Origin of the sequence: Nocardia sp. NPDC051832 (assembly GCF_040681285.1) — a bacterium.
Taxonomy (GTDB): domain Bacteria; phylum Actinomycetota; class Actinomycetes; order Mycobacteriales; family Mycobacteriaceae; genus Nocardia.
Genome location: NZ_JBFAYL010000001.1, coordinates 2,069,131 through 2,092,104 on the forward strand (window position 1 = coordinate 2,069,131; position 22,974 = coordinate 2,092,104).

The 22,974-nt window shown below is 68.4% G+C and carries 15 protein-coding genes; 6 read left to right on the forward strand and 9 right to left on the reverse strand.

Features of this window, described 5'->3' with window-relative positions:
• Positions 1–46: 46 nt before the first annotated feature.
• From AB0M14_RS09250 to AB0M14_RS09260, 3 genes are all read left to right on the forward strand, one after another.
• Complete coding sequence (locus AB0M14_RS09250) at positions 47–469, forward strand: hypothetical protein (RefSeq protein ID WP_364990939.1); 423 nt, start codon at positions 47–49, stop codon at positions 467–469.
• Between the two features lie 180 nt (positions 470–649).
• Positions 650–1,414 (forward strand): HNH endonuclease family protein, encoded by a 765-nt coding sequence (locus AB0M14_RS09255; RefSeq protein WP_364990942.1) that lies wholly within the window; start codon positions 650–652, stop codon positions 1,412–1,414.
• A 35-nt stretch (positions 1,415–1,449) separates the two neighbouring features.
• A complete protein-coding gene (locus tag AB0M14_RS09260) occupies positions 1,450–1,674 on the forward strand; it encodes a hypothetical protein (RefSeq protein ID WP_364990946.1) in 225 nt (74 codons plus the stop codon).
• A gap of 3 nt (positions 1,675–1,677) precedes the next feature.
• Here AB0M14_RS09260 and AB0M14_RS09265 read toward each other — a convergent pair whose 3' ends face one another.
• The 4 genes from AB0M14_RS09265 to AB0M14_RS09280 are packed head-to-tail and all read right to left on the reverse strand — an operon-like array spanning position 1,678 to position 3,485.
• Positions 1,678–2,037, reverse strand: a complete 360-nt coding sequence (locus AB0M14_RS09265; RefSeq protein ID WP_364990949.1) for an ACT domain-containing protein — start codon at positions 2,035–2,037, stop codon at positions 1,678–1,680.
• A 23-nt stretch (positions 2,038–2,060) separates the two neighbouring features.
• A complete protein-coding gene (locus AB0M14_RS09270; RefSeq protein ID WP_364990951.1) occupies positions 2,061–2,450 on the reverse strand; it encodes a zinc-binding dehydrogenase in 390 nt (129 codons plus the stop codon).
• 2 nt (positions 2,451–2,452) lie between these two features.
• Positions 2,453–3,004: an alcohol dehydrogenase catalytic domain-containing protein gene (locus AB0M14_RS09275; protein WP_364990953.1), complete on the reverse strand. Its 552-nt coding sequence runs from the start codon at positions 3,002–3,004 to the stop codon at positions 2,453–2,455.
• 49 nt (positions 3,005–3,053) lie between these two features.
• Complete coding sequence (locus AB0M14_RS09280) at positions 3,054–3,485, reverse strand: hypothetical protein (protein WP_364990956.1); 432 nt, start codon at positions 3,483–3,485, stop codon at positions 3,054–3,056.
• A gap of 86 nt (positions 3,486–3,571) precedes the next feature.
• Here AB0M14_RS09280 and AB0M14_RS09285 point away from each other — a divergent pair, with 86 nt between their 5' ends.
• A complete protein-coding gene (locus AB0M14_RS09285) occupies positions 3,572–4,360 on the forward strand; it encodes a helix-turn-helix transcriptional regulator (protein WP_364990959.1) in 789 nt (262 codons plus the stop codon).
• 49 nt (positions 4,361–4,409) lie between these two features.
• Here AB0M14_RS09285 and AB0M14_RS09290 read toward each other — a convergent pair whose 3' ends face one another.
• Positions 4,410–5,330: a LysR family transcriptional regulator gene (locus AB0M14_RS09290; protein ID WP_364990961.1), complete on the reverse strand. Its 921-nt coding sequence runs from the start codon at positions 5,328–5,330 to the stop codon at positions 4,410–4,412.
• An 86-nt stretch (positions 5,331–5,416) separates the two neighbouring features.
• Between AB0M14_RS09290 and AB0M14_RS09295 the strand changes: the two genes are divergently transcribed.
• Positions 5,417–6,112, forward strand: coding sequence for a type 1 glutamine amidotransferase domain-containing protein (locus tag AB0M14_RS09295; RefSeq protein ID WP_364990963.1), 696 nt, complete (start codon positions 5,417–5,419; stop codon positions 6,110–6,112).
• 65 nt (positions 6,113–6,177) lie between these two features.
• Entirely contained in the window at positions 6,178–6,666 is a 489-nt protein-coding gene (locus AB0M14_RS09300; RefSeq protein WP_364990965.1) for a hypothetical protein, read from the forward strand.
• 2 nt (positions 6,667–6,668) lie between these two features.
• On the opposite strand, the gene AB0M14_RS09305 is transcribed toward AB0M14_RS09300, so the two are convergent.
• The 4 genes from AB0M14_RS09305 to AB0M14_RS09320 are packed head-to-tail and all read right to left on the reverse strand — an operon-like array spanning position 6,669 to position 22,892.
• Entirely contained in the window at positions 6,669–7,478 is an 810-nt protein-coding gene (locus AB0M14_RS09305; protein WP_364990967.1) for an ABC transporter permease, read from the reverse strand.
• Entirely contained in the window at positions 7,478–8,296 is an 819-nt protein-coding gene (locus AB0M14_RS09310; protein ID WP_364990970.1) for an ABC transporter permease, read from the reverse strand. The genes AB0M14_RS09305 and AB0M14_RS09310 overlap by 1 nt, the downstream gene beginning before the upstream one ends.
• On the reverse strand, positions 8,293–9,270 hold the full coding sequence (locus tag AB0M14_RS09315; RefSeq protein WP_364990973.1) for an ATP-binding cassette domain-containing protein: 978 nt from the start codon (positions 9,268–9,270) through the stop codon (positions 8,293–8,295). Before AB0M14_RS09315 ends, AB0M14_RS09310 begins: the two co-directional genes overlap by 4 nt.
• Positions 9,267–22,892, reverse strand: a complete 13,626-nt coding sequence (locus tag AB0M14_RS09320; protein WP_364990976.1) for an amino acid adenylation domain-containing protein — start codon at positions 22,890–22,892, stop codon at positions 9,267–9,269. The genes AB0M14_RS09315 and AB0M14_RS09320 overlap by 4 nt, the downstream gene beginning before the upstream one ends.
• Positions 22,893–22,974: the final 82 nt, after the last annotated feature.

Below are 22,974 nucleotides of genomic sequence, written 5' to 3' on the forward strand. Positions count from 1 at the left end.
ACTTTCGGGCTACGCCGACGCATCGGCCCCATGGCAGGATCCCGGGGTGACCAATCGACAGCTCTCCCGCATCGCCCTGCTCGCCCTGCCCGCGGTGGCCGGCGTACTCGCCTCCGGCGCCACCGCAACCGCAGTTCCCTCGATCGCGCCGCCGGTGATCGAGGAGGTCTTCTCCGTTCCGGGCACCGTGTCGGTGAAGTTCCACAACCCCAACGACATCGGCTTCTGCTGGATCTTCAACGCCGACACCGGCGAGATCTTCGGCGGCAACAACCCCACCTCCTTCGCGCTCGATCACCGGATGGTGCAGACCTCGCTCGGCAACGGACAACTCCCCGCCGGCAAGATGCGCGTGGCCGGCGCCTGCGCACCCGAACGGCCGACCGGGCAGGGCGGGTCCGCCGCGAACACCGAGGTGATCGAGGTCGACGTCATCGGAAAGCCGTCCACCGGCAGCTTCGGGTTTTAGAGCGGGATTTCCCGGCAGGTTGAACACCTGGTTCGACACAGGATTTCCGGCGACTGTGACAGCATCAGGAGTGACGTGCGTCACCAGCTGTGCCTAACCTCATACGCGGCATTGCCTTTCACCGCGGTAGCGGCGAGTTACCTTGACGCCGTTCAAGATTGCGGGCGTTAGGAAGAACTGATGAAGGTCACGGCCCCACGGCTGTCTCTGCTCGGCCGTGCGGCCGGGCTCTGTGTTGCGCTGGCACTGGTCAGCGGGTGCGGTTCGACGACGAAGGTGTCACCGCCGCCACCCAATGCCGCTGGTAGTCCGGTCGGTTCGGCCGCGGAGATCACCGCGATGGCGGAACAGCTGCCGGTCGCCAAGGAAGCCTCGATGAGCGGTTACGACCGGGAGAAGTTCCCGCACTGGGACACCAACAAGGCCGAGCACGGATTCGGCGCGGAGTTCACCCAGTACGCCAAATGCACCACCCGCGAGGTGATGATGCTGCGCGACGCCGTCGGCGCGGTCACCCTGGACGCGAAGACCTGCAAGATCACCGTCGGCAAGGACGGCGGCTGGCGCGACGAGTACGGCTTCATGGACGCCAAGACCGGTCAGCTCAAGCCGTACAAGTGGATGACCGACCCGGCGACCGTCGACGCCGAACACATTGTGCCGCTGGCCGAAGCGTGGCGCTCCGGAGCCGCGTCCAAGGACGAGGACACCCGCCGCCGCATCGCCAACGATGCCGTCAACCTGGAGGCCTCCGACCCCTCGGCCAATCGTTCCAAGGGCGACCAGGACATTGCCAATTATTTGCCACCGGGCACTTTCCGGTGCGCCTACATCGATCGATACGTGCGAGTGAAGATAAAGTACGCACTGACCGTTGATTCCGCCGAACAGTCCGCTCTGCGTACCGCGGTCGCGGACTGTGTCTCTCGAGGAGAGTTCAAATAAGCGACATCATCGAGATTTCAGCCGAGGCCGCCGTCATGACCGAGGAGGAAGGCACCGTCTCCGGCGAGCTCGACGTCACCGTCGACGCTGCCGGAAAGGGTTTGGTCCGCTACCGGGGCAACGAAACCTGGTACACCATCGGCAATATCGCCGCCGAGCCGCCGCGGACGTGGCAGACCGCCGCCGAACTGGCGGCGGCGATCACCGCCGGGATCGGTGCGCGCGACGCGGCCGGGAACACCGTTCCCTTCGAGGCCTGAACCTCAGGCCGAGACCCGGTGTCCCGCGGCCTCGAGCACAGCGGTAGCTGCCTCGAGCTTGGACTCCGGAACCAGAACCAGGTCGGCGTGATAGGTGGAGGCGACGAACACCGAGATCTTCGCCTCCGCCAACGGGCCGACGAGGGCCGCCAGCATGCCGGGCACGTCCAGCCCGTGCGCGGACGCGCCGCCGTAGAACCCGGCCCATTTCTCGGCGTCCACCCAGGGCGGCGCGTCCCGCACCACGGTCAGCCCCTCGGGCGCCCGCACCAGCGCGATCCACTCGTCGTCCTCGGGGAAGGTCGCCTCCGGGAAATGCTCGATCACGAATCGCGAGGGAACGACGTTCAGGCGCTGCGACATTCCGTCACCTTAGCCAGCGCGGGTCAGGACATCGTGATGACCACCTTGCCGAACGGATCGCCTTCCGAGAAATAGCGGTACGCCTCGGCGGCCTGATCGAAAGGGTAGGCGCGGTCGATGACCGGGCGCAGACGGTGCTCGGCGAGGGCGCGATTCATGGCTTCGAAGTGGGTGCGGCTGCCCACGGCGATGCGGCGGATCGACAGGTAGGAACTGCCGAACGGGTTGCCGTCGCCCTCGGTGATCGCCGGGCCCGGCATCGCGCCGATCATGGTGAGCTGGGCGTTGTAGGCCCCGGCGGCAACGGATTTCGGCAGCGTGGGCATGCCGACGGCGTCGATGATGTGGTCGGCGCCGTCGCCACCGGTCAGCCGAGCGACTTCGTGCTCCCAGTCCGGGGTCTCGGTGCGCACGATCACCTCGTCGGCGCCGAGTTCGCGGAGCCGCTCGGCCTTCTCCCGCGTGGAACCGTCAGCACCGTCCGGCCGGGCCGCACCGGGACCGGCGTGGTGAGTGCGGCCCAGGCGACCAGGCCCGCGCAGGTCAGGGTGGCGGCTTCGGCGTCGGTGAGATGTTCGGGGACGTGGACGACCGAATCCTGCTCGAGCAGTGCGTAGGTGGCGAGCATGCCGTCATAGTTCGCGCCGTATTGTTCCGCCGCGTGCGCGAGGCGCTGCGGGCCGTCGACCCAGCGCACGAAGTAGGTGGCGGTGACGCGGTCGCCGAGCGCGGCGCGAGTCACCTTCTCGCCCAGGGCGATCACCTCGCCGACCCCGTCGGAGAGCGGGACGATGCCGGGCGTCGCGGGCAGCGGATAGGTGCCGTCCCGCAGCATCAGGTCCCGGCGGTTCAACGACGCCGCGCGGACCTTGATGAGGACCTGGTGCGGGCCGGGTTCGGGCAGGTCCTGGATCCGCGTCTGGAGGCTGCCGCGGGTCGGATCCAGGTGGTAGGCAAGGCCGTTCATTTGGTGTATCCCTTTCGCGCCGGGGCCCGGCGCCGATCGTGGGTGCGGGTCAGCCGATGTACTGACTGTCGAGGCGGATCCGGCCCTGCTCGTCGAAGGCGATGACGTCGTAGCCCGCGCCGACCACCGCGCCGTCGGCGGCGACCATGTCCCAGCCGAGGCCGATCAGGTCGGTCGAGAGCGGTACGGCGGGGCCACGGGCGACGAACCGGTGGCCCGGGGCGACGAACATCTCGTAGGCCCGGGTGACACGGCGTTCCAGGGCGTCGTGCCCGCGCACCTGTACCGGCGGGATCGGGAAGGCCAGCTCGGCCAGCGCTTCCCGCATCGCCTGTGGCGGATCGATCAGCAGCTGCATGCCGTCGGCGGCCCAGAGTTCGTGAATCAGCTTGTGCCGCAGTTCTTTATCGGGTTCGTTCCACATCGCCACGTAGCGCTCGGCGAAAGCGGTCAGGTCGTTCTCGTTCAGTTGCTCGCTCATGGGACCGAGCTTGCTGGAGCGGGTGCGGCTGCGCGATTCCCCGCAGGGAATGGTGTGCGACCATCCGATCGGATATCACTGAACCCATGACCACTGTGGAGGCGACCGGATTCGCGCGGCAGCTCAAGCATTGGCGCATGCTGCGACGGGTCAGCCAGCTGGACCTCGCGATCCGCGCCGAGACCAGCCAGCGCTACCTCAGCTTCCTGGAACAGGGCCGCTCCCGCCCCGGCCGCACCATGGTGGTGCGCCTGGCCGAATCGCTGGAACTGTCTCTGCGAGAACGCAACGACCTGCTCCTGGCCGCCGGTTTCGCCCCGGTGTTTCCCGAATCACGTTTGGACACACCGGAATTGGCGCCGGTCAGGGAAGCGCTGATCCGCATTCTGGAAGGACACCTGCCCTATCCCGCCGTCGTCATCGCCCCCTACGGCCGCCTGGTCGTCGCGAACGCGGCCTTCGACCTGCTCGCCGGCTCCGCGGCGCCGCATCTGCTGAAACCCCCGATCAATGTGCTGCGTCTCGCACTACACCCCGAAGGCCTGGCAAAACACGTCGTCAACCTCCCCGAGTGGGGCCGCCACGTCACCGAATCCCTGCACGGCCGCGCCCTCCGCAGCCCCGACCCGGCCCTCGACCAATTCATCGCCGAACTGGAAAGCTACCTCCCCGAAGCCAACCCGGGCCCCGACCACCTCGGCTTCGCCGTCCCCCTCCGCCTCCGCCGCCCCGAAGGCGAACTCCAGCTCATCACCACCATCACTTCCTTCGCCACCGCCGTCGACATCACCCTCGCCGAACTCCACCTCGAAGCCTTCCTCCCGGGCGACGACTTCACCGCCACCTACTTGCGCAGGCAGTACGGACAGCGGTAACCGGGACCGGGGCGGAGCGGAGGCACTGAGCGCCTCCAACCCCTCGCTGTCACCAGGCGCGGGCGGCGGTGCGGATACGCTGGGCGACCTGTTCGACGTGTGGGGCGGCGGGGCCGGGGCGGCGGACGAGGAAGCCGGTGTTGATGGGTGGATCGGCGGGGTCGAGGAGCGCGATCAGTGTTCCGGTCTCGAGTTCCGCGGTGCAGAGGTAGCGCGGGAGCACGCTGATTCCGGCGCCCGCGGCTACCGTCGCGGCGATGGCACGCAGATCGGTGACGATGACGGCCGGCTCGGCGGTCAGCCGGACGCCGAAGACGTGCCGCCAGTAGCGGCGCAGGATCGGGAGATCCGCGGCGTAGCTGATCAGCGGCACCCCGGCCAAAGCCGCGGGTCCTTCCGAGCGCAGTTGCTCCTGATCGATGTGGACGGCAACAGCGGGCGCGGCGACCAGAACGAACTCCTCGTCGGTCACCGCTTCCGCGACCACCGTGCGGCCGCGCGGGCGGACCGTGGACAACACCAGGTCGTACTGCCCCGCGCGTAGTCCGGCGAGCAGTTCGTCGGAGAGTCCCGCGGTGACGGTGAGCCGGACGTCGGCGGCGATCAGCGGCGCCAGCGCCGGAAGTACCTGTGTAGCAAGCATTTCCGCTGGCCCGGCCAGCCGGACCGGGGGTTCGGGGGCAGGTTCGGCCTGCGCCGGGCGGCCGATCGCGAGTTCGAGCGCGTCCAGCGGTCCCGCGACCCGGGCGGCCAACTCGGCGGCCGCAGCGGTCGGTGCGACGCCGCGCGGGAGGCGCTCGAACAGTTGATAGCCGAGCCGCTTCTCCAGGGCCTGGAGCTGCGCGGTTACCGTGGGCTGGGACAGTCCGGCCAGCCGGGCGCCCGCCGTCACCGTTCCCGCGCGGTACACCGCCAGGAAGGTCCGCACTTGCGTCAGATCCAGAGCTCCATCGGTTTCCCTATCGCTCACATCGGAAAGTCTATTGGCCGACCGATCGCTCTGGTTCCTAAGGTCGATACCGCGACACCAACACCTCCGACGGAAGGCTCGCTGCAATGGCCAAGATCCTGTTCGTACTGACCGGCGCCGATCACTGGACCCTCAACGACGGCAGCACCCACCCCACCGGCTACTGGGCCGAGGAGTTCCTCGCTCCTTACACCGCCCTCACCGAAGCGGGCCACGACATCGTGGTCGCCACGCCCGCGGGCACCGTGCCACCGGTCGACCAGGTCAGCCTCACCGCCGACTCCAACGGCGGCCAGGCCCGAGCCGACCAGGTGGCCGCCGCGATCGCCGCGGCCCCCGAACTCCAGCAGCCCATCCGCATCGCCGACGCTGTCCTCGACGACTATGCCGCCGTCTACTACCCCGGCGGTCACGGCGCGATGGAAGATCTGCCCGTCGATCAATCCTCCGGCGAACTACTCACCGCCACACTGACTTCCGGCAAGCCACTGGCCATCGTCTGCCACGGCCCCGCCGCCCTCGTGGCCGCGAAGAACCCCGACGGCACCTCCCCCTTCGCCGGCTACCGCCTCACCGGATTCACCAACGACGAAGAATCCGCCGCCGGCTTCGCCCCCAAAGCCCCCTGGCTCCTCCAAGACCGCCTCGTCGCCCTCGGCGCCGACTTCCGCGAATCCGCCCCCTTCGCCCCGCACATCGAAGTCGACCGCAACCTCTACACCGGCCAGAACCCAGCATCCTCGGCCCCGCTTGCCGCGGAACTGGTAAAGGCAATCGCCTAGACCGCCGGGTTCCGTATCGGCGGGGCGTCGGGGTGGTTGCGGCACGGCACGGGGAGAATGGCTGGATGCCTGATCTGTTGTGGGATGACGTGCGGAGCTTCTTCGATCCGGAAACTATGGGTGCGTTGCCGGATCTGCAGGTCCCGGGCACTTCCGAGGCGGACTGGCAGGCATTGTTCGACTTGGTCCGGTCGAGCGGGTGGCAGTGGGAGTACAGCGAGGACGAAGTGCCTGCTGAGCTGCCCACCGCGCACGAGGTGCTGGATCGGTCGGAGGACGCCCCGATGCCGTCGTTGGAGGTTCGACCGGTCGCGGACGTGCTGATGGTGTTTCGGCCGTGGGCGGCCGACACCATCGATTTCGACCTGGATCTGCGGGAGTTGCAAGGGCAGCGCGGCGTCGACATCCTGTGCGAGTTCATCAGCACCGTCGGGCGGCATCTCGGGAAGACCGTAACCATGGCGGCCGAGTTCGACGGCGGCAAGCACGCCCGCCCGGTGCTCGGGTTCGATCCCGGAGCCGACCGCGTCGTCGTACTGGCCGATCCGGCCTGACTTCAGCGGCGGCTGGCGCGGCGGTAGCCGATCACCGCGGGGGTCGCGAAGATCACGATCAGGGCCAGTGACCAGACCACTGTCAGGACCAGCGGGTGGGCGGTGGGGCCGCCCAGCGCCAGGGCTTTCATCGCGTCGACCGCGACCGACATGGGTTGATTGCGGACCACGGGCTGGATCCATTGCGGGTAGGCGATCAGCGGGACGAAGCCGGTGCTGAAGAACATCAGCAGCGAGCTGAGGATCGTGATGCCTTCCACCAGCGTCGCTTTCGCGGTGAAGACCGCGACGGCGGTGACCATGGTGGCGAACGCCAGGCCGAAAAGCACGGGGATGCAGACGAAGGCGAGGGCCGCCAGTGGTCCCTGCTGGAACCGGAAGCCCAGCAGGTGCCCGACCAGGATCACGACCAGGGTGCCCGCGAGAATGCGGCAGCCTTCGGCGAGGACGCGCGAGATCAGCCCGGAGGCGCGGTGCACGGGCAGCACCCAGAAGCGGGCGAGCAGCCCGGCATCGCGTTCCCGGCCCAGCATCACCCCACTCGCGACCGCGCCGGACAGCGCCCCGACGATCGCGACCATCGGCACCGAACCGTACAAAGCGTTGGTGCCGGAGAACTTTTCGATCTGATTGCCCACGACGATGTCGAGCATCAGCAGCAGCAGGCACGGGATGATCAGAGTCTCCAGCAGGGCGACCGGGTTGCGGGACCAGCGCAGCAGCAGCCGCTGCGTCTGAATCACCGTGTGCCGCACCAGCGAGACGGGCGCCGTCTCGCTGGGGCTGTTCGCGCGAGCGACCGACAGCACCATCATGCCCTCCTAGAACTCAGCCGGATCACCAGCGGCACGCACACCACCAGGATTCCGATCGCCCAGCACAGCGGCGGCCCCATCAGCGCCCAGCTCATCTCGCCCGCATTACCTTTCGAATCACCGGCCAGCGCCCGCAGCCCGATCGCGAACTGCGAGATCGGCTGATTGCGCACGAACGGCTGTACCCAGGAAGGGAATTGACTCGCGGGCGCGAGCCCGGTCGAGAGCATGCCGAGGATCAGCGGCGGCAGCACCAGCGCCTGCGTGGTCGCCTCCGGGCTCTTCGACACCGTTCCGATGACATCCGCGCCGAGCGTCAGCGCGCCGCCGATCAGCATCGCGAACGCCAGGAATCCGAGCGTGTGCGCCAGATCCAGATGGAACCGGAATCCGATGGCGTAGCCGGAGACCAGCGCCGCGGCCAAGGCGATCAACAACCGGAAGATGTTGCCCGCCATGCGCGCCGCCACCGGGACCAGCGGCCCGATCGGCATCGACCCGAACCGCCGATCCAGTCCCGCGACCGCGTCCGTCGCGGCCCGGAAGGCCGCGCCGATCGCGGTGAACGCCGCCGCTTGCAGGATCACGATCGGCATCATGAACTGGGCGTAGCTGCTGAATCCGTGTCCGGCGAAGGTCATTACGGTTTTCAGCGGGATGTAGAAGCTGGCGGTGAACGCGATCGGCGCGAGGATCGAGGACAGCACCTCACCGGTTTTCAGCGAGGGCACGATCAGACGCGAGGTCAGCACCCACCACTGCTGCACCCGCAGCGGTGTCGCGCGGACGTCGGTCAGCCAGGTACCGGCGGTCATTTCCCGGCATCCGCATCGTCGGCAGCCGCGAGATGACCGGTGAGCTGCAGGAATACATCATCGAGCGAGGGCCGGCGCAGGGCGATGTCGACGAGTTCGACGCCCGCGTCGTCCAAACGCCGCAGCGCTTCCGCCAAGGTCTTCGCGCCGTCCGGCGCGGGGATCGCGATCCGATCGGAATCCGCCGTGAGGGTGGCCCGATTCTCCTCCGGCAGCAGCGAACCCAGGGCGTCGGCGATGGCCGGCAGATCCTTCAGATCCAGCGGCACCACCTCGCAGTACGCCCCGCCGGTGCGGGCCTTCAACTCGTCGGCGGTGCCCTCGGCGATCACCACGCCGTGGTCGATCACGATGATCCGATCACACAGCGCGTCGGCTTCTTCCAGATACTGGGTGGTGAGCAGCGTGGTGATGCCGTGTTTGCGGAAGCTCGACACCAGGTCCCAAACACCCTGCCGGCTACGGGGATCCAGGCCGGTGGTGGGTTCGTCGAGGAACACGACGTCCGGGCGGACCACCAGCCCGCACGCGATATCGATACGCCGGCGCATACCGCCGGAGTAGGTGCCGACCCGGCGGCCCGCCGCCTTCAGCAGATCGAATTCGGCGAGCAGTTCGTCGGCGCGAGCTCGGGCCGCGCGCTTCCGCAGGCCCATCAGCCGGCCGAACATCACCAGATTCTCGTAACCGCTGAGCATGTCGTCCAAGGCCGCGAACTGGCCGGTCAACATGATCGCGCGGCGCACCGCCGCCGGATCGCCGACCACATCGTGACCGGCCACCGTGGCACGGCCCTGGTCGGGTGCGATCAGTGTGGACAGAATGTTCACAGTCGTCGTCTTGCCCGCTCCGTTGGGGCCGAGAATCCCGAGCACCTCGCCCTGCGCGGCCACGAAATCGACTCCGCGCAAGGCTTTTACCGCACCGAAGGATTTCTCGATGCCCTCCACCACTACCCCGGTGTCAGTGCTCACTGGTTACCTCCAAGATGTTCGTCGAGCACGCGCGCGATGCTGGGCAGTACGTGCGGAGCCGTCATTTCGTCGTGGGTGACCGCCACGTCGTGCTGGGTGATAGCTCCGGTGACATAGGGCCGCCACCCCGCGGGGCCGAAGATGTCCGAAGTCTCCACGGTGGCATGGAAATACAGCACGTCTCCGTGAAAGACCGGTCGCTGATAGCCGGTGCGAGTGCGCGCGGAGGCGTTGTAGGAGCCCGCCATTCGCTCCAGCGTGGCCGCGTCGACCAGTGCCGCACCGCCCATCCGGGCGCTGATCATCGCCGCGGCCTGCGCCGCGGTCGCCTCGGCGGGGACGTCCTCGATCCCGAAGACCGCTCCGAAGGTACTGACGAACGAGCCCGCGGTCAGCGGTTCGATGCTGTCCCCGTCGATATCGGCGGTGTCCGCGTCGAGCAGCGCCAGGACCCCGACTTCGGCGCCCTCCTGCTCCAGCCGTACCGCCATCGCATGCGCGATCAGACCGCCGAACGACCAGCCCAGCAGGTGATAGGGCCCGTCCGGCTGCACCGCGCGGATCTCCCGCACGTATCGCTCGGCGAACTCGGCGATACTGCGCACCGACGGCTGCCCGCTCAAATCCGGCGCCTGCAAACCGTAGATCGGGCGTCCGGCCGCCAGCGCATCCGCGAATCCCAGGTAGGTCCAGGACATTCCGGACGACGGGTGAACGCAGAACAACGCGGGCTCCGAACCTTCCGCGCGGATCGGCAACAGCACGTCCAGCCCCAGCGGCGAGCCCGCCGAAGCCGCGGCCGCCGCCTGCTCGGCCATCGCCCGTTCCTCGGCGGCTCCGAGCTCCCGCGCCGCGTCCGTCTGCGCGAAAGCGGCTGCCGCGGTCAGCGCTTCGATCCACCGCTGCGCCAGCTCCGCCACTTCTGTGCGGTCCAGCAAGGCTGCGGGGAACCCGAAACTCGCCTGCAACCGGTCGTCGATCACCACCGCGTTCACGTCGATCTCCGACTGCAACGGCACGTCAGCGCACTCGGTCGCCGGCAACTCACCGAGTTCGTCGGTCGGCAACCAGCCCAAACCTTCCAACCCCGCCGGAATGTCGCCGACGGAGTACCGCCCGAGATAGTTGAAACCGATCCGACCGGGCAGGCGTGATGGCAGCTGCTGCGCCGCACCGGAATTCAGGTATCGCAGCAGTCCGAACCCGATCCCCTTGTCCGGCACCGCCAGCAGCTGATGCTTCACTGCCCGGATGGCCGCACCCAGGGCAGGCCCACCGGCCAGCGCCGCTGGGACGTCGATGCCGTCGAGGTCGACCCGCACCGGATAAATGCTCGTGAACCACCCCACCGTCCGCGACAGGTCCGCACCGGGAATCACTTCCTGCTGCCGACCATGGCCCTCCAGGCGAAGCAGTACGCTCCGTCCACCGGCCGCCGAGTGTGTCTCTGAGACAACGGCATTGGCGAGTTGCGGTGCGCGGTCGCCGCGCCAGGCGTCCACCGCCAAGGCCAGGGTGGCGAGCAGGGTGTCCTCGACGCTGCCGTGGAACAGGGCGGGCAAGGTGGTGAGCAGGGCGGTGGTTACGTCTGCGGGGACCTCGATGTCGACCATGCGCAAGGTGTGGGCTCGATCGATGGCGGGATCGAGTTCGCGGCGGCCGAGCGGCGGGTCGGGGATGTCTACTGTTCTTCGCCAGTAGTCGATTTCGGCCGACCTGGCTTCCGCATGGGCCAGTTCGGTCAGGGCGTGCGACCAGCGGCGCATCGAAGTGCCGACTTCGGTGAGTACCGGGGTCGCCCCGGCGGAGATCTGGGCCCAGGCGGCCATGAAGTCCGGCACCAGGATTCGCCAGGAGACACCGTCGACGACAAGGTGGTGGGCGATCACGATCAGACGGCCGGCGCGGCTGCGGTCACCCGCTTCACCGACCGGGTCCAGCCACAGGAATTGCAGGACGACGCCCTGGGCGGGGTCGAGTCGGTTCATCGCGGAATCGAGCTCGGCCACCGCGTATTCGCGCAGGTCGACCGTGTCCGCGTCGGCGGCGAACTCGACCCGGCGCACTAGGGCGGCGGGGTCGACGGAGCCGGGTTCGCCTACTGCCAAACGCCATTCGCCGGTGTCGTCCTGGAACAAGCGGGATCGCAGCATGTCATGGCGATCCACCACCGTGCCGATGGTCGCGGCGAGCTGGTCCGGCCGGATGCCGACCGGCAGTTCGAGCACCGCGGTCTGGGCGAAACGGTTGTGATTGCCACCGCGTTCGAGCATGTAGTGCACGATCGGCGGCAGCGGCAGCTCGCCTACGCCGCCGCCGGGCAGCTCCTCGAGGGTGACGACCTCGCCCGCCGTGTCCGCGGCCGCGGCGAGGGCGCCGACGGTGCGGTGCTCGAAAACCTGTAGCGGAGTGACGGTTACGCCCTGCACCTTGGCGCGCGACACCAGCTGGATCGCGAGGATGCTGTCGCCGCCGAGGGCGAAGAACGAGTCGGCGGCCCCGACCTTCTCGCGGCCGAGGAGTTCGGCGAAGATCGCCGCCAGCGTCTCTTCGGTCGGTGTGCTGGGCGGCACATACTCCGCTTGATCGGCGCCGAACACCGGCTCCGGCAGTGCTTTCCGGTCCAGCTTGCCCACCGCGTTGAGCGGGATCGCATCGAGCACCACGAACGCCGACGGCACCATGTAGCCGGGGAGAATGTCCGCGGCGTAAGCGCGCAGCTTTGCGACGTCTATCTCGACACCGGGTTCGTGCACGACGTAGGCAGCCAATGCGGTGGAGCCGGTCGGGCCCGGAGCACCGAGGGTGACAGCGAATTCTACGCCGTCCGCACGTCCGAGCACCGCATCGATCTCCCCGAGTTCGATCCGCTGTCCGCGCACCTTCACCTGGAAGTCGGTGCGCCCGATGTACTCCAGTTCCAGCCCCGCCGCGGCACGAGTCCAGCGCACCAGGTCGCCGGTTCGGTACATCCGCTCACCTTGTGCTCCAAAAGGATTGGCGACGAATCGCCCAGCGTTCAGATCCGGACGGGCGTGATACCCGCGGGCCAGCGCGGGGCCCGCGAGATACAACTCCCCGGCGACGCCAACCGGCACCGGCCGCAGTCGGTCATCGAGCACCAGAGCCGCCGCGCCTCGGATGGGGGCACCGATGGTGACCGGTGCATCCGCTCGCAAGGCCGTCGACCCGGTCGCCCAGATGGTGAACTCCGTCGGCCCATACAGATTGATCATGCGCCGGCCGGCGCGCTGTTGACGGAGCTGTTCCTCCCCCTGGTGCCGATCGCCGGCAGGCGCAGGCGCGGACCAGCGTTCGACCAGCTCGGCGCCCACAGCCTCGCCGGCGACGGCCAGCACTCGGACGCTGGACACCTGGGCGGGATCCACGGTCGCCAAGGCGGACGGGGTGATCACCATGTGGGTGACCTGCTCGGCGGCCAGCAGTTCGGTCAGCGCTTCGCCGCCGAACACCTCGGGCGGCGCGATCACCGAGGCGCCACCGGAACCGAAGGCCATCAGCGCTTCGAAGATCGATGCGTCGAAGCTCGGCGAGGCGACCTGCAATACCCGCGAATGCTCGTCGAGGTCCAGCGATTCGCGCTGTGCGACAACCACGTCGGCGATGCCTCGATGGCTGACGGTGACGCCCTTGGGTGTGCCGGTGGACCCGGAGGTGTAGATCATCCACGCGGGATGGTCCAGTGCGATCACGCCCCGTTCATCGGCGCGCAGCGCAGTTCGGTCGGCGCCCTGCCACTGCCGTTCGAACTCGGGATCGTCGAGCACCAGCCACTGTCCGCTGCCGGACAGCGAATCCCGATGCGCCGCCACTGTAAGTCCCAGTACCGCACCGGAATCGGTGAGCATGTGGTCGATTCGATCGACCGAATGCTTCGGATCGACCGGCAAGAACGCGGCACCGGCCTTGGCCGCGGCCCACATGCCGGTAAGCAGCTCTGTGCCCCGGGTAAGCCCCAGCGCGACAACTGTTTCCGGACCTACACCCGCATCGATCAACGTCCGCGCGAGCTGATTGGATCTCGCCTCGAGGTCACCGTAGGTCGTGGTCACTCCGGCGTACACCAGCGCCGGGCGGTCGGCATAGCGTGCTGCCGTCTCGGTGAGCAGCTCCGGCAACGTGACCGTGCCCGAGCTCACCGGCCCGTGCACCGGCACCAACTCCGCCCGCTCCTGCGGCTCCAGCAGATCGATATCGGCAATCGTCAGTGCCGGATCCGCGATGATCGCCGCCAGCACCCGCTGCCAGCGCGCCAGGAACGATTCGACCGTGGCGGCGTCGAAAAGATCGGTGGCATAAGTCAATACGCCCTCGATCCCACCGGGTTCCGCCCCCGCGAACCGTTCCCGCAGATCGAAGGCCAGATCGAATTGCCCCGCACTACGTTCCAGATCCTCGACGCCGACCCGCAGCCCCGGCAACTCCAGCACGGGTTCCACGAAGTTCTGCAAGGACAACGACACTTGGAAAATCGGGTGATGCGCCGTCGACCGCGCGGGGTTCAGCACCTGCACGAGCCGCTCGAACGGCACATCCGCGTTCCCGAACGCCTCCAGATCCGAAGCCCTGACCGCGTCGAGGAATTCCCGGAACCCCAGATTCGGATCGACCCGAGTGCGCAACGCGAGCGTATTGACGAACATCCCGACCATCTCGTCGAGCGCCGCCTCACCCCGCCCCGCCACCGCGGTCCCGATCACCACATCATCGGTACTCCCGAGCCGCGCCAGCAACACCGCAAGCGCCGCGTGCACCACCATGAACACGCTGACATCCCGCGCGGCGGCCAACTCCACCACGCCCCGATGCACCCGCGCGTCCACCACGAACCCCAGATCGGCACTCCGCATCGACTGCACCGCCGGCCGGGCCCGATCCCCAGGCAACTCGAGCAGATCCGGCGCCCCGCCCAGCACCTCGACCCATCGCCCGATCTGCCGCGCCGCCAACGACTCCGCCTCCGCTTCGTCCCCGAGCAACTCCCGATGCCACAACGCGAAATCCGCATACTGCACCGGCAGCGCCGCCAACGCCCCACCCCCGCCGAACGCATGCGCCGCATACGCAGTCATCAAATCCGAGGCCAACGGCGCCATCGACGCCCCATCGGCACTGATGTGATGTACGACAAGCACCACCACATGCACGGACTCCGCACCCTCAACCAACTCCCCAGCCGCAGCGCCGGCGGTGTCGCCGTGGGTACCCCGGCGCTCCGCCGCCACCGCGCCGAACGATCTTCCTTCGGGCGTCCTAGCGGACAGTCCATCCGCCGGCTCGGCACGCAAGCCCTCGGCCGTGGACTGTGAATCCACCGGCTGTGCCGCGCGGGCATCGGCAAGCACATTCACCGTCATCCCGGCATGCTCTCGGCCGGGATCCATGGCGCGCGCGTCGATAACGCTGTCTGCCTGCGGGTTTGGCGTCTGGGGCCCGGCGGAGAACGTGCCGGGTGGGGTGATACGGAAGAGGCCGACGCGGAGTGGGGGGTCGGTGGCGAGGTCGAAGCCGACTCCGGCGAGGTTGTTGATGTGGGTGCGGAGTTGGCGGCCGTCCTCGGTGGTCGTGAGATGGAGTGTCGGAGCCGCTGTTTCGGTGCTGACGATTACCTGGCGGGGGCCTTCCGAGTCGGCGGGGTACATGGTGCGCAGGCTTTCGTGGCGACGCACTACGTCGGTCAGGGCTTGTTGCATGGCTGCGACGTCGAGGGTGCCGGTGAGGCGCAGGGCGACGGCGATGTTGTAGGCGGCGGAGGTGGGTTCCAGCTGGTTGAGGACCCACATGCGTTGCTGGGCCGGCGACAGGGGGATGCGGTCGGGGCGGAGGCGGGGAGTCAGCGCGAAACGGGCGCGGGCGCCTTCGGCGGCGGGCACGATGCGGGCGGCGAGTTGGGCGACGGTCGGTGCGTCGAAGAGGTCGCGCAGGGCGATGGTCGAGCCGAGGGCCGCGTTGACGCGGGCGATGACCCGGGTTGCGCTGAGGGAGTTGCCGCCGAGTTCGAAGAAGGACTGGTCGATACTGACTCTTTCGCTGCCGAGGACGTCGGCGAAGACGGTGGCCACGGACTCCTCCACCGGCGTGCGGGGTGCGAGGTAGCGGCGCTGGTAGCTCTCGAAGTCGGGAACGGGCAGGGCCTTTCGGTCCAGTTTGCCGACGGGTGTGAGCGGTACGTCGTCGAGGACGAGCAGATAGCCGGGCACCATGTAGCCGGGCAGCCGGCCCGCGACCCGGCTGCGCAGCCGCTCGGTGTCGAATTCCGTTCCGGCCGCCACCGATTCGCGCCAGGTCTGGGTCGGCACGACATAGGACACCAGCACCGTTTCGCCGCCCGGTCCCGGCATGCCGATGGTGGCCGCGTATTCCACGTCCTCGTCGGCTCCCAGCACCGCGTCGATCTCGCCGAGCTCGATCCGCAGGCCGCGGATCTTCACCTGGAAGTCACTGCGCCCCAGGTACTCCAGCTCGAGCGCACCGTCGCGCAGCACCCAGCGCACCATGTCGCCGGTGCGGTACATCCGCTCGCCCGGCTCGTCGAAGGGATTGGCGATGAAGCGTGCGGCGGTCATGGCGAAGCGGTTGAAGTATCCCCGCGCGATCGCGGGTCCCGCGAGATAGAGCTCGCCCTCGACCCCGACCGGCACCGGGCGCAGCCATCCGTCCAGCACCATGAGAGCGGCGCCGCGAATCGGTCCGCCCATGGTCACCGGTTCCCCGGCCCGCAGCTCACCCGGGCCGGTAGCCCAGATGCTGAATTCCGTGGGGCCGTAGAGATTCAGCATGCGCCGGCCCGCCGACCACTGGGCGGTCAGTTCCGCACCCGCCGCCTCACCGGCCACCGAGAGCACACGCAACTCGGGCAGATCCCGGGGATCCATCGTGGCCAGCACCGATGGCGTGATCACGGCGTGGGTGACCCGCTCGGCGCGCAGCAGCTGTTCGAGTTCGGCGCCGCCGTAGACCTCCGGCGGCGACAGCACCAGATGCCCGCCCATACCGTGCGCGCACAGCATCTCGAAGACGGAGGCGTCGAAACTCGGGGACGCGACCTGCAATTCCCGCGCGGTGTGGTCGAGGGCCAGCGATTCACGCTGCGCTGTCACGAGATTCGAGACACCCCGGTGACTCAGCAATACCGCTTTGGGCTTTCCGGTCGAGCCCGAGGTGTAGATCAGGTAGGCGGTCTGATCCATCCGGATCGCGCCGCCGCGCTCGGCGTCGGTGATCGGATCGGCGGGCACGGTCATCACCCGGCGGATGGTGTTGAGTTCGTCGAGCAGGAGCCAGTCGATGGTGCCGGGCAGCGTCTCGCCGGTGGCGTGCACGGTGACGCCGATCGGCGCTTTGGAGTCGGTCAGGATGTGCTCGATGCGCTCCACCGGATAGTTCGGATCCAGCGGCAGGAACGCGGCACCCGTCTTCACCAGCGCCCACACCGCGACCACTGATTCGATCGACCGCGTAAGAGCCAGCACCACAAAGACTTCCGCTCCGACGCCCCGCCGCAGCAGCACCCGCGCGAACCGGTTGGACCAGGCGTCGAGCTCCCCATAGGTCATGGAAGCGCCGCCCAGGCTGACCGCGATGGCGTCCGGATCGATCGCCGCGCCGGCGCTGAGAATCTCGGGCATGGTGCGCTGCGGTACCGATGCCGCGCCCCGCCGCGGCAACAGTTCCGCGCGCTCGGCGCGGTCGCAATGCTGCATTCGGGCGATCCGGGCTTGCGGCTGTTCGGCAATCTGCCTGAGCAGCAGCACAAACCGATCCAGTAGGCGCGCCGCCTCGGCCTCCGCGAAGTGATCGGCCAAGTATTTGACGGTGATTCGCAGGGTGTCGCGCTGGCCCGGCGCACCGTGCAGCGGAATCACCATGAGGTTCAACGGATACGGCGTCGCATCGGTGCCCTCGACATCGAGCACCCGCATCCCCGCGATGTCCAGCGACCGCGACAGTGTCTCCCGATCGATCGGGTACGACTCGAAAACCGTGAGCGTGTCGAACAATTCGGCCAAGCCGACCGCCTGATGGATCTCGGCCAGCCCGACCTGCTGGTGATCCAGCAACCGCGCCTGCTCGGACTGCAACCGCGCCAGCAGCTCCGCGACCCGCTCCGCCGGATCGAGCCGCACCCGCACCGGCAGGGTGTTGATGAACAACCCCACCATGTCCTCGACCCCGCTCAGCTGCGGCGGCCGGCCGGACACGGTGCCGCCGAACACCACATCGGTGCGCCCGGTCAGCATGACCAGCAGCAGCGCCCACGCCGCCTGCACCGCGGTGTTCGTGGTGGCGCCGGCCGCACGGGTCGTCGCCTCCAGCCGTGCGATCAACTCGTTCGGCAGATCGACGGAAACCATTCCGGATTCGGTGGATTCCACTCCCGCCAGCGACGGCACCGCCCGCGTCGGCGCGTCCACCCCGGCCAGCGCTTGCTGCCACGCATCGATCGAGGCCGATCCGGCGGCATCCGGTTCGCCGAGCCACGCCAGGAACCCTCGATAGGACGGCGCGGGCGGCAGCACCTCGGCCATCGAAGCACCCGAGGCCGCCGCGATGTACATCGTCAGCAGCTCGCGCACCAGCAACGGCGTCGACCAGCCATCCAGCACCACATGGTGATTGGTCATCAGCAGGGTGTAGGTCTCGACGTCACCACGAATCAGCAGGAACCGCAGCAGCGGCGGCCGCGTCAGATCGAACCGGCTGTTCGCATCGACGGCGATGGTTCGTTCCAGCTCCCGCCGCCGCGCCCCGGCATCGCCGAGGTGCCGCAAATCCAGTTCCCGCCAGCGCACTTCGGCGTCGCTCAGCACCAGCTGTCGTGGACCGTCCGCGGTCTCCACGAAGGCGACCCGCAGGTTCTCGTGCCGGTCGACCAATGCCTGCGCGGCCGAACGCAACCGCTTCGCATCAACCTGTCCCGACAGCGTGAGCCGGGTCTGCACCGTGTAACCGTCGGCGGTATCGGTGTCGTACATCGCGTGGAACAGCAGCCCGTATTGCAGCGGCGAAAGCGGCCACACATCAGCGAGATTCGGATAGCTCCGCTCCCAGCCGTCGATCTGCCGCTGGGTCACCGAAGTGAGGGGGAAATCCGAGGGCGTGTGCCCACCGGCCGCGGTCCCGGCCAGCGCGCCGAGCGCCTCCGCCCAGAGCTGTGCCAGCTCACGAACCTGCGCTTCGTCCAGGATCCCCGAGGCATACGCCCAGGTCACCTCGAGATCGGTAGCGCCCATGATCGCGTTGATATCGATGACCGCGGGCAGCGGCGCACGGTCATCCTGCGTCGCCGCGAAACGTCGCGGCAGCCAATCGCCTTCAGCACCGCCGGCCGCACGGCCGAGATAGTTGAAGCTGATCTGCGGCGCGGGCGCTCCCGCAAGCGCCTCGGCGGCCTCCGGATTCAGGTACCGCAGCATCCCGAACCCGACACCCTTGTCCGGCACAGCCCGCAACTGTTCCTTGGCCGCCTTGATCGCGGCCCCGGCGGACGCCCCACCGGCGAACGCCTCCTCCACATCGATTCCGGCCAAGTCGATCGCCACCGGATACACACTGGTGAACCACCCCACCGTGCGCGCCAGATCCGCCCCGGGCAGCACCGATTCCTCGCGCCCATGCCCTTCCAGCGTGAACAGCGCACTACTGCGCCCCCGCCACCGCGCCACCGCCAGCGCCAGCGCGGCCAGCAGCACATCGTCCGCACCACAGTGGAACCGCTCCGGCAGCACATCGAGCACCACGCCCGCCACATCCGCAGGCACGGCGGTCCGCACCTCCGCCATCGTGGCAACCACATCCACAGCCGGATCCGCGCCCCGCGCCCCGATCAACGGATCAGGCGTCCGGACAATCCGCTCCCACACCGGCAACTCCGCGGCCCGCCGCGCGGCCTCCTCGACATTGGCCTGCGCCCACCGCCGATACGACGTCCCCACCGGCTCCAGAACCCCACCACTGAACGCAGTAGCCAAGTCCGGCAACAAGGTCCGCCAAGAAACCCCATCGGTAACCAGGTGATGCAGCACCAGCCACAGCACCGGCCCACCACCGACGGCCTCGGCATTCTCGGCGGTTCGCGGGGTTATCAGTACGAATCGCGCCATGATCCCGGCGGCGGGGTCGAGTTGGTCGGCGGCGCGCTGCAATTCGCGTTCGCAGGTTTCGTCCAGGTCGGGTCCGGCGTCCACGACAGCGATCAGGTCTGCCGCATCGACCGAACCGCGCTCGGCGGCAATCCATTCCCACGCTACGGAGGTGGCGCGGCGCAGGGTGCTGCGCAGCATGTCGTGGCGGTCGAGCAGAGCTTGGACCGCCGGGATCAGCTGTTCCCGGGTGGTGCCGGAGGGAAGGTCGATCAGTACTGCCTGGCTGTAGCGCTGCCAACTGTCGCCCTGCTCGAGCATGGCGTGCGTGATCGGTGTCGGCACGATGGATCCGACGCCGCCACCGGGCAATTCATGCACAGTTGTGTCGGCCGCTTCGGTGGCGACCGCGGCCAGGGCGGCGACGGTTTTGCGTTCGAAGACGTCGCGCGCGCTGAAGGCCAGGCCGGCGGCGCGGGCCCGGGAGACCAACTGGATGGAGATGATGCTGTCGCCGCCGAGGGCGAAGAAGTTGTCGTCGACGCCGACCGCGTCCACGCCCAGGACCTCGGCGAACAATGCGGCCAGCGTTTCCTCGCGCGGCGTGGACGGTGCACGCCGTACCACGGCGCGCACACCGAAATCCGGTGCGGGCAAAGCTCTGCGGTCGACCTTGCCGACCGGGGTGAGCGGCACGTGGTCGATCACCATGACCACCGACGGCACCATGTATGCCGGAAGTTCCAGTCCCACGGCAGCTTTCAAGGTCTCGGGCTGCACGTCGGCACCGGGCTTGCCCAGCACATAGGACACCAGAGCAGTCGCACCGGCGGGGCTCTTCGCACCGATGGTGAGCGCGAAATCCACCGCGGCCTGCCGTTGCAGCGCCGCGTCGATCTCCCCGAGTTCGATGCGGTATCCCCGCACCTTTACCTGAAAGTCGGTGCGGCCCGCGTACTCCAGCTCCAGCCGGCCGTCGCGCCGGCACCAGCGCACCAGGTCGCCGGTGCGATACATGCGCGCACCAGGTGTGTACGGGTCGGCGACGAATCGACTCGCTGTCAGCCCGTTGCGCTCGCGGTAGCCCCGCGCCACCGCGGGACCCCCCAGGTACAGCTCACCGGTCGCCCCGGGCGCCACCGGCCGCAGCCACGGATCCAGCACCACCGCGGAGACGCCCCGAGCCAGACTGCCGATCGTCACCGGCGCACCGGGTTCCAGCGGCGCGCTCACGGTAACGGTGATCGTCGTCTCGGTCGGTCCGTATCCGTTGAGCAGCCGGCGCCCGGCCCACCGCGCCACCAGCTCGGGCGGGCACGCGTCGCCGCCCACGATCACCGTGCGCAACGACGGCAGCGCCGCCGGATCCAGCGAAGCCACCACCGCGGGCGTCACGTTCAGGTGGGTAACCTGCTGTGCGCGAAGCACTTCCGCCAGCTCTTCGCCCGCGTATGCCGCCGGCGGCACAACCGCGACCGTCGCACCGGCGGCGAGCGCCACCAGAAGCTCCTCGATGGATATGTCGAAGCTCGGCGAAACCGCGTGCGCCACCACGGAAGCGGCGGTCACCCCGAAGGTCGTGCCGGAACTCGCCACCAGGTTCCCCAGGCCGCGATGGGTCACCGTGACACCCTTGGGCAGTCCGGTCGAGCCCGAGGTGTAGATGAGATAGGCAGGCTGGTCGAGATGAATCCGCGCAGTCCGATCCGCATCGGTCAACGCCCCGGAATCCCGTTCCGCGACAAGCTGAACCACCGTTGCGTCATCGAGGGTCAGCCACGTGACCTGGTCCGGCAGCGCCGCTCGCGCGGCCGCCACCGTCAAACCGGCGACCACCCCGCTGTCCCGCACCATGTATTCGATCCGGTCCGCCGGATACCCCGGATCGATCGGCACGAACGCCGCCCCGGTCTTGGCCACCGCGTACATCGCGAGCACAGATTCCGCGGACCGCGGAATCGAAATCGCGACGGTCCGTTCAGGTCCCGCACCGGCATCGATCAACACCCGCGCCAGCCGGTTCGTGTGCTCCTCGAGCTCGCGATAGGTGAGTCGCAGGTCTCCGGCGACCAGCGCGACCGCCGACGGATCGAAGGCCGCACCCGCACTCAGGATGTCGGGCAGGGTCCGCGGCCGCACGTCGGCGGCCCCGCGCGCGGGCACCAGCTCGGCAACCTCGTCCTCGAACAACACCGGGACCGCCGACAACGGGGCCTCCGGCCCGGCGACCAGGAATCGATGCAGGAAGGCGAGGAACCGCCGATGCTGCCCGGCCAGCTCGCCCGCGCCGTACAGGTTCGGGTTCGCCTGGAAATCGATGTGCGTGCTCTCGCCGCCCACACCGGGATACAGATTCAGGAACAGGTCGTCGATCATTCCGGAGGTCAGCACATGCATCCGCCCGATGACCGCACCGAGCTCGATCCTGGTGTCCACCATCATCAGGTTCACCGTCGGCCCGAACGAGGCGCCCTCGTCCACCGCCCAGCCGAGATCGCGGACGATGTCCTCCTGGCGGTAGCGCTGCCGGCGCAGCGCCGAGGTCAGCTCGCCCTGCGTAGCCCGGATGAACGCACCCACCGTCATCGCCGCGTCCATACTCAGCCGCAGCGGCACCACATTGGCGACCATGCCGCCGGACCGCCGCAGCGATGCCGTCGTCCGCCCCGAAACCGGCAGGCTCAGCACCACTTCCGGCGCTCCGGTCATCGCGCCCAGGTACGCCCCGAACGCCGCGACCACGATCGGGGCGATGCTGGAGTTCTCCGCTTTCGCCACCGCGTCCAGCAGCTCGGCGGTGTCCAGCGGCAGTTCCCCGGCGGCGACGCGCGGATGCGCGTCCACCTCGGCGGCCCGCCCGGCCAGGCTGACCGGCTCGACCATGCCCGCGAGATGCTCCCGCCAGTACTGCCCGTCCGCCTGGAATCGGCTCGAATCCCGGTACGCCACATCGCTGTCGATGATCTTGCGCAGATCCTCGGCCTTGCTCGCCGGCTGCTCCCGCCCGGCCAGCGCCGCGTTGTACAGCTCGGCGGTGCGCTGCAGCATCGTCATCGCGCCGAAGCCGTCCAGCACGATGTGGTGAATCCGCTGATACCAATACCAGTGGTCCTCGGCCAGCCGCAGCAGCACGTAGCACCCGAGTGGATCCCGCAGCAGATCCAGGGGCGCGGTGTATTCCGCGCTCATCCAGTCCTGCGCCGCCGCCACCGGATCGGCTTCGCCGCGTAGATCGATTACCGGAATCCGATCGTCCTGCCCGGTATCGACCATCTGATACGGAAATCCGTCGACCTCGATCAAACGCACATAGCCGGTGCCGAATTCACGGCCGGCCTGGCGCGCTACATCGGCGAGCAACTCGACATCGACGGGCCCGGCGAATTCGACGTACTGTGCGATGGAAATAGCGGTGTCGCCCGCGAAATGCTGGGCGAACCAGATTCCACGCTGGGCTGCGGACAGCGGAAAGGCACCGGCAGGCATCTGATCCGGCGCGACCGGCAAAGGGGATCGCATAAAAGTTCCTGGAAGTTCAGGAGATAGCCAGTGAGGACTCGCGCGTGTATTTCTTCCTCGGGAGTCTATCTCGCGGCGATAC

Coding starts and splice junctions, on each gene's coding strand:
- AB0M14_RS09255 (WP_364990942.1), top strand. CDS start 650: ATGAAGGTCACGGCCCCACGGCTGTCTCTGCTCGGCCGTGCGGCCGGG.
- AB0M14_RS09260 (WP_364990946.1), top strand. CDS start 1,450: ATGACCGAGGAGGAAGGCACCGTCTCCGGCGAGCTCGACGTCACCGTC.
- AB0M14_RS09265 (WP_364990949.1), bottom strand. CDS start 2,037: ATGTCGCAGCGCCTGAACGTCGTTCCCTCGCGATTCGTGATCGAGCAT.
- AB0M14_RS09275 (WP_364990953.1), bottom strand. CDS start 3,004: ATGAACGGCCTTGCCTACCACCTGGATCCGACCCGCGGCAGCCTCCAG.
- AB0M14_RS09280 (WP_364990956.1), bottom strand. CDS start 3,485: ATGAGCGAGCAACTGAACGAGAACGACCTGACCGCTTTCGCCGAGCGC.
- AB0M14_RS09285 (WP_364990959.1), top strand. CDS start 3,572: ATGACCACTGTGGAGGCGACCGGATTCGCGCGGCAGCTCAAGCATTGG.
- AB0M14_RS09295 (WP_364990963.1), top strand. CDS start 5,417: ATGGCCAAGATCCTGTTCGTACTGACCGGCGCCGATCACTGGACCCTC.
- AB0M14_RS09300 (WP_364990965.1), top strand. CDS start 6,178: ATGCCTGATCTGTTGTGGGATGACGTGCGGAGCTTCTTCGATCCGGAA.
- AB0M14_RS09305 (WP_364990967.1), bottom strand. CDS start 7,478: ATGGTGCTGTCGGTCGCTCGCGCGAACAGCCCCAGCGAGACGGCGCCC.
- AB0M14_RS09310 (WP_364990970.1), bottom strand. CDS start 8,296: ATGACCGCCGGTACCTGGCTGACCGACGTCCGCGCGACACCGCTGCGG.
- AB0M14_RS09320 (WP_364990976.1), bottom strand. CDS start 22,892: ATGCGATCCCCTTTGCCGGTCGCGCCGGATCAGATGCCTGCCGGTGCC.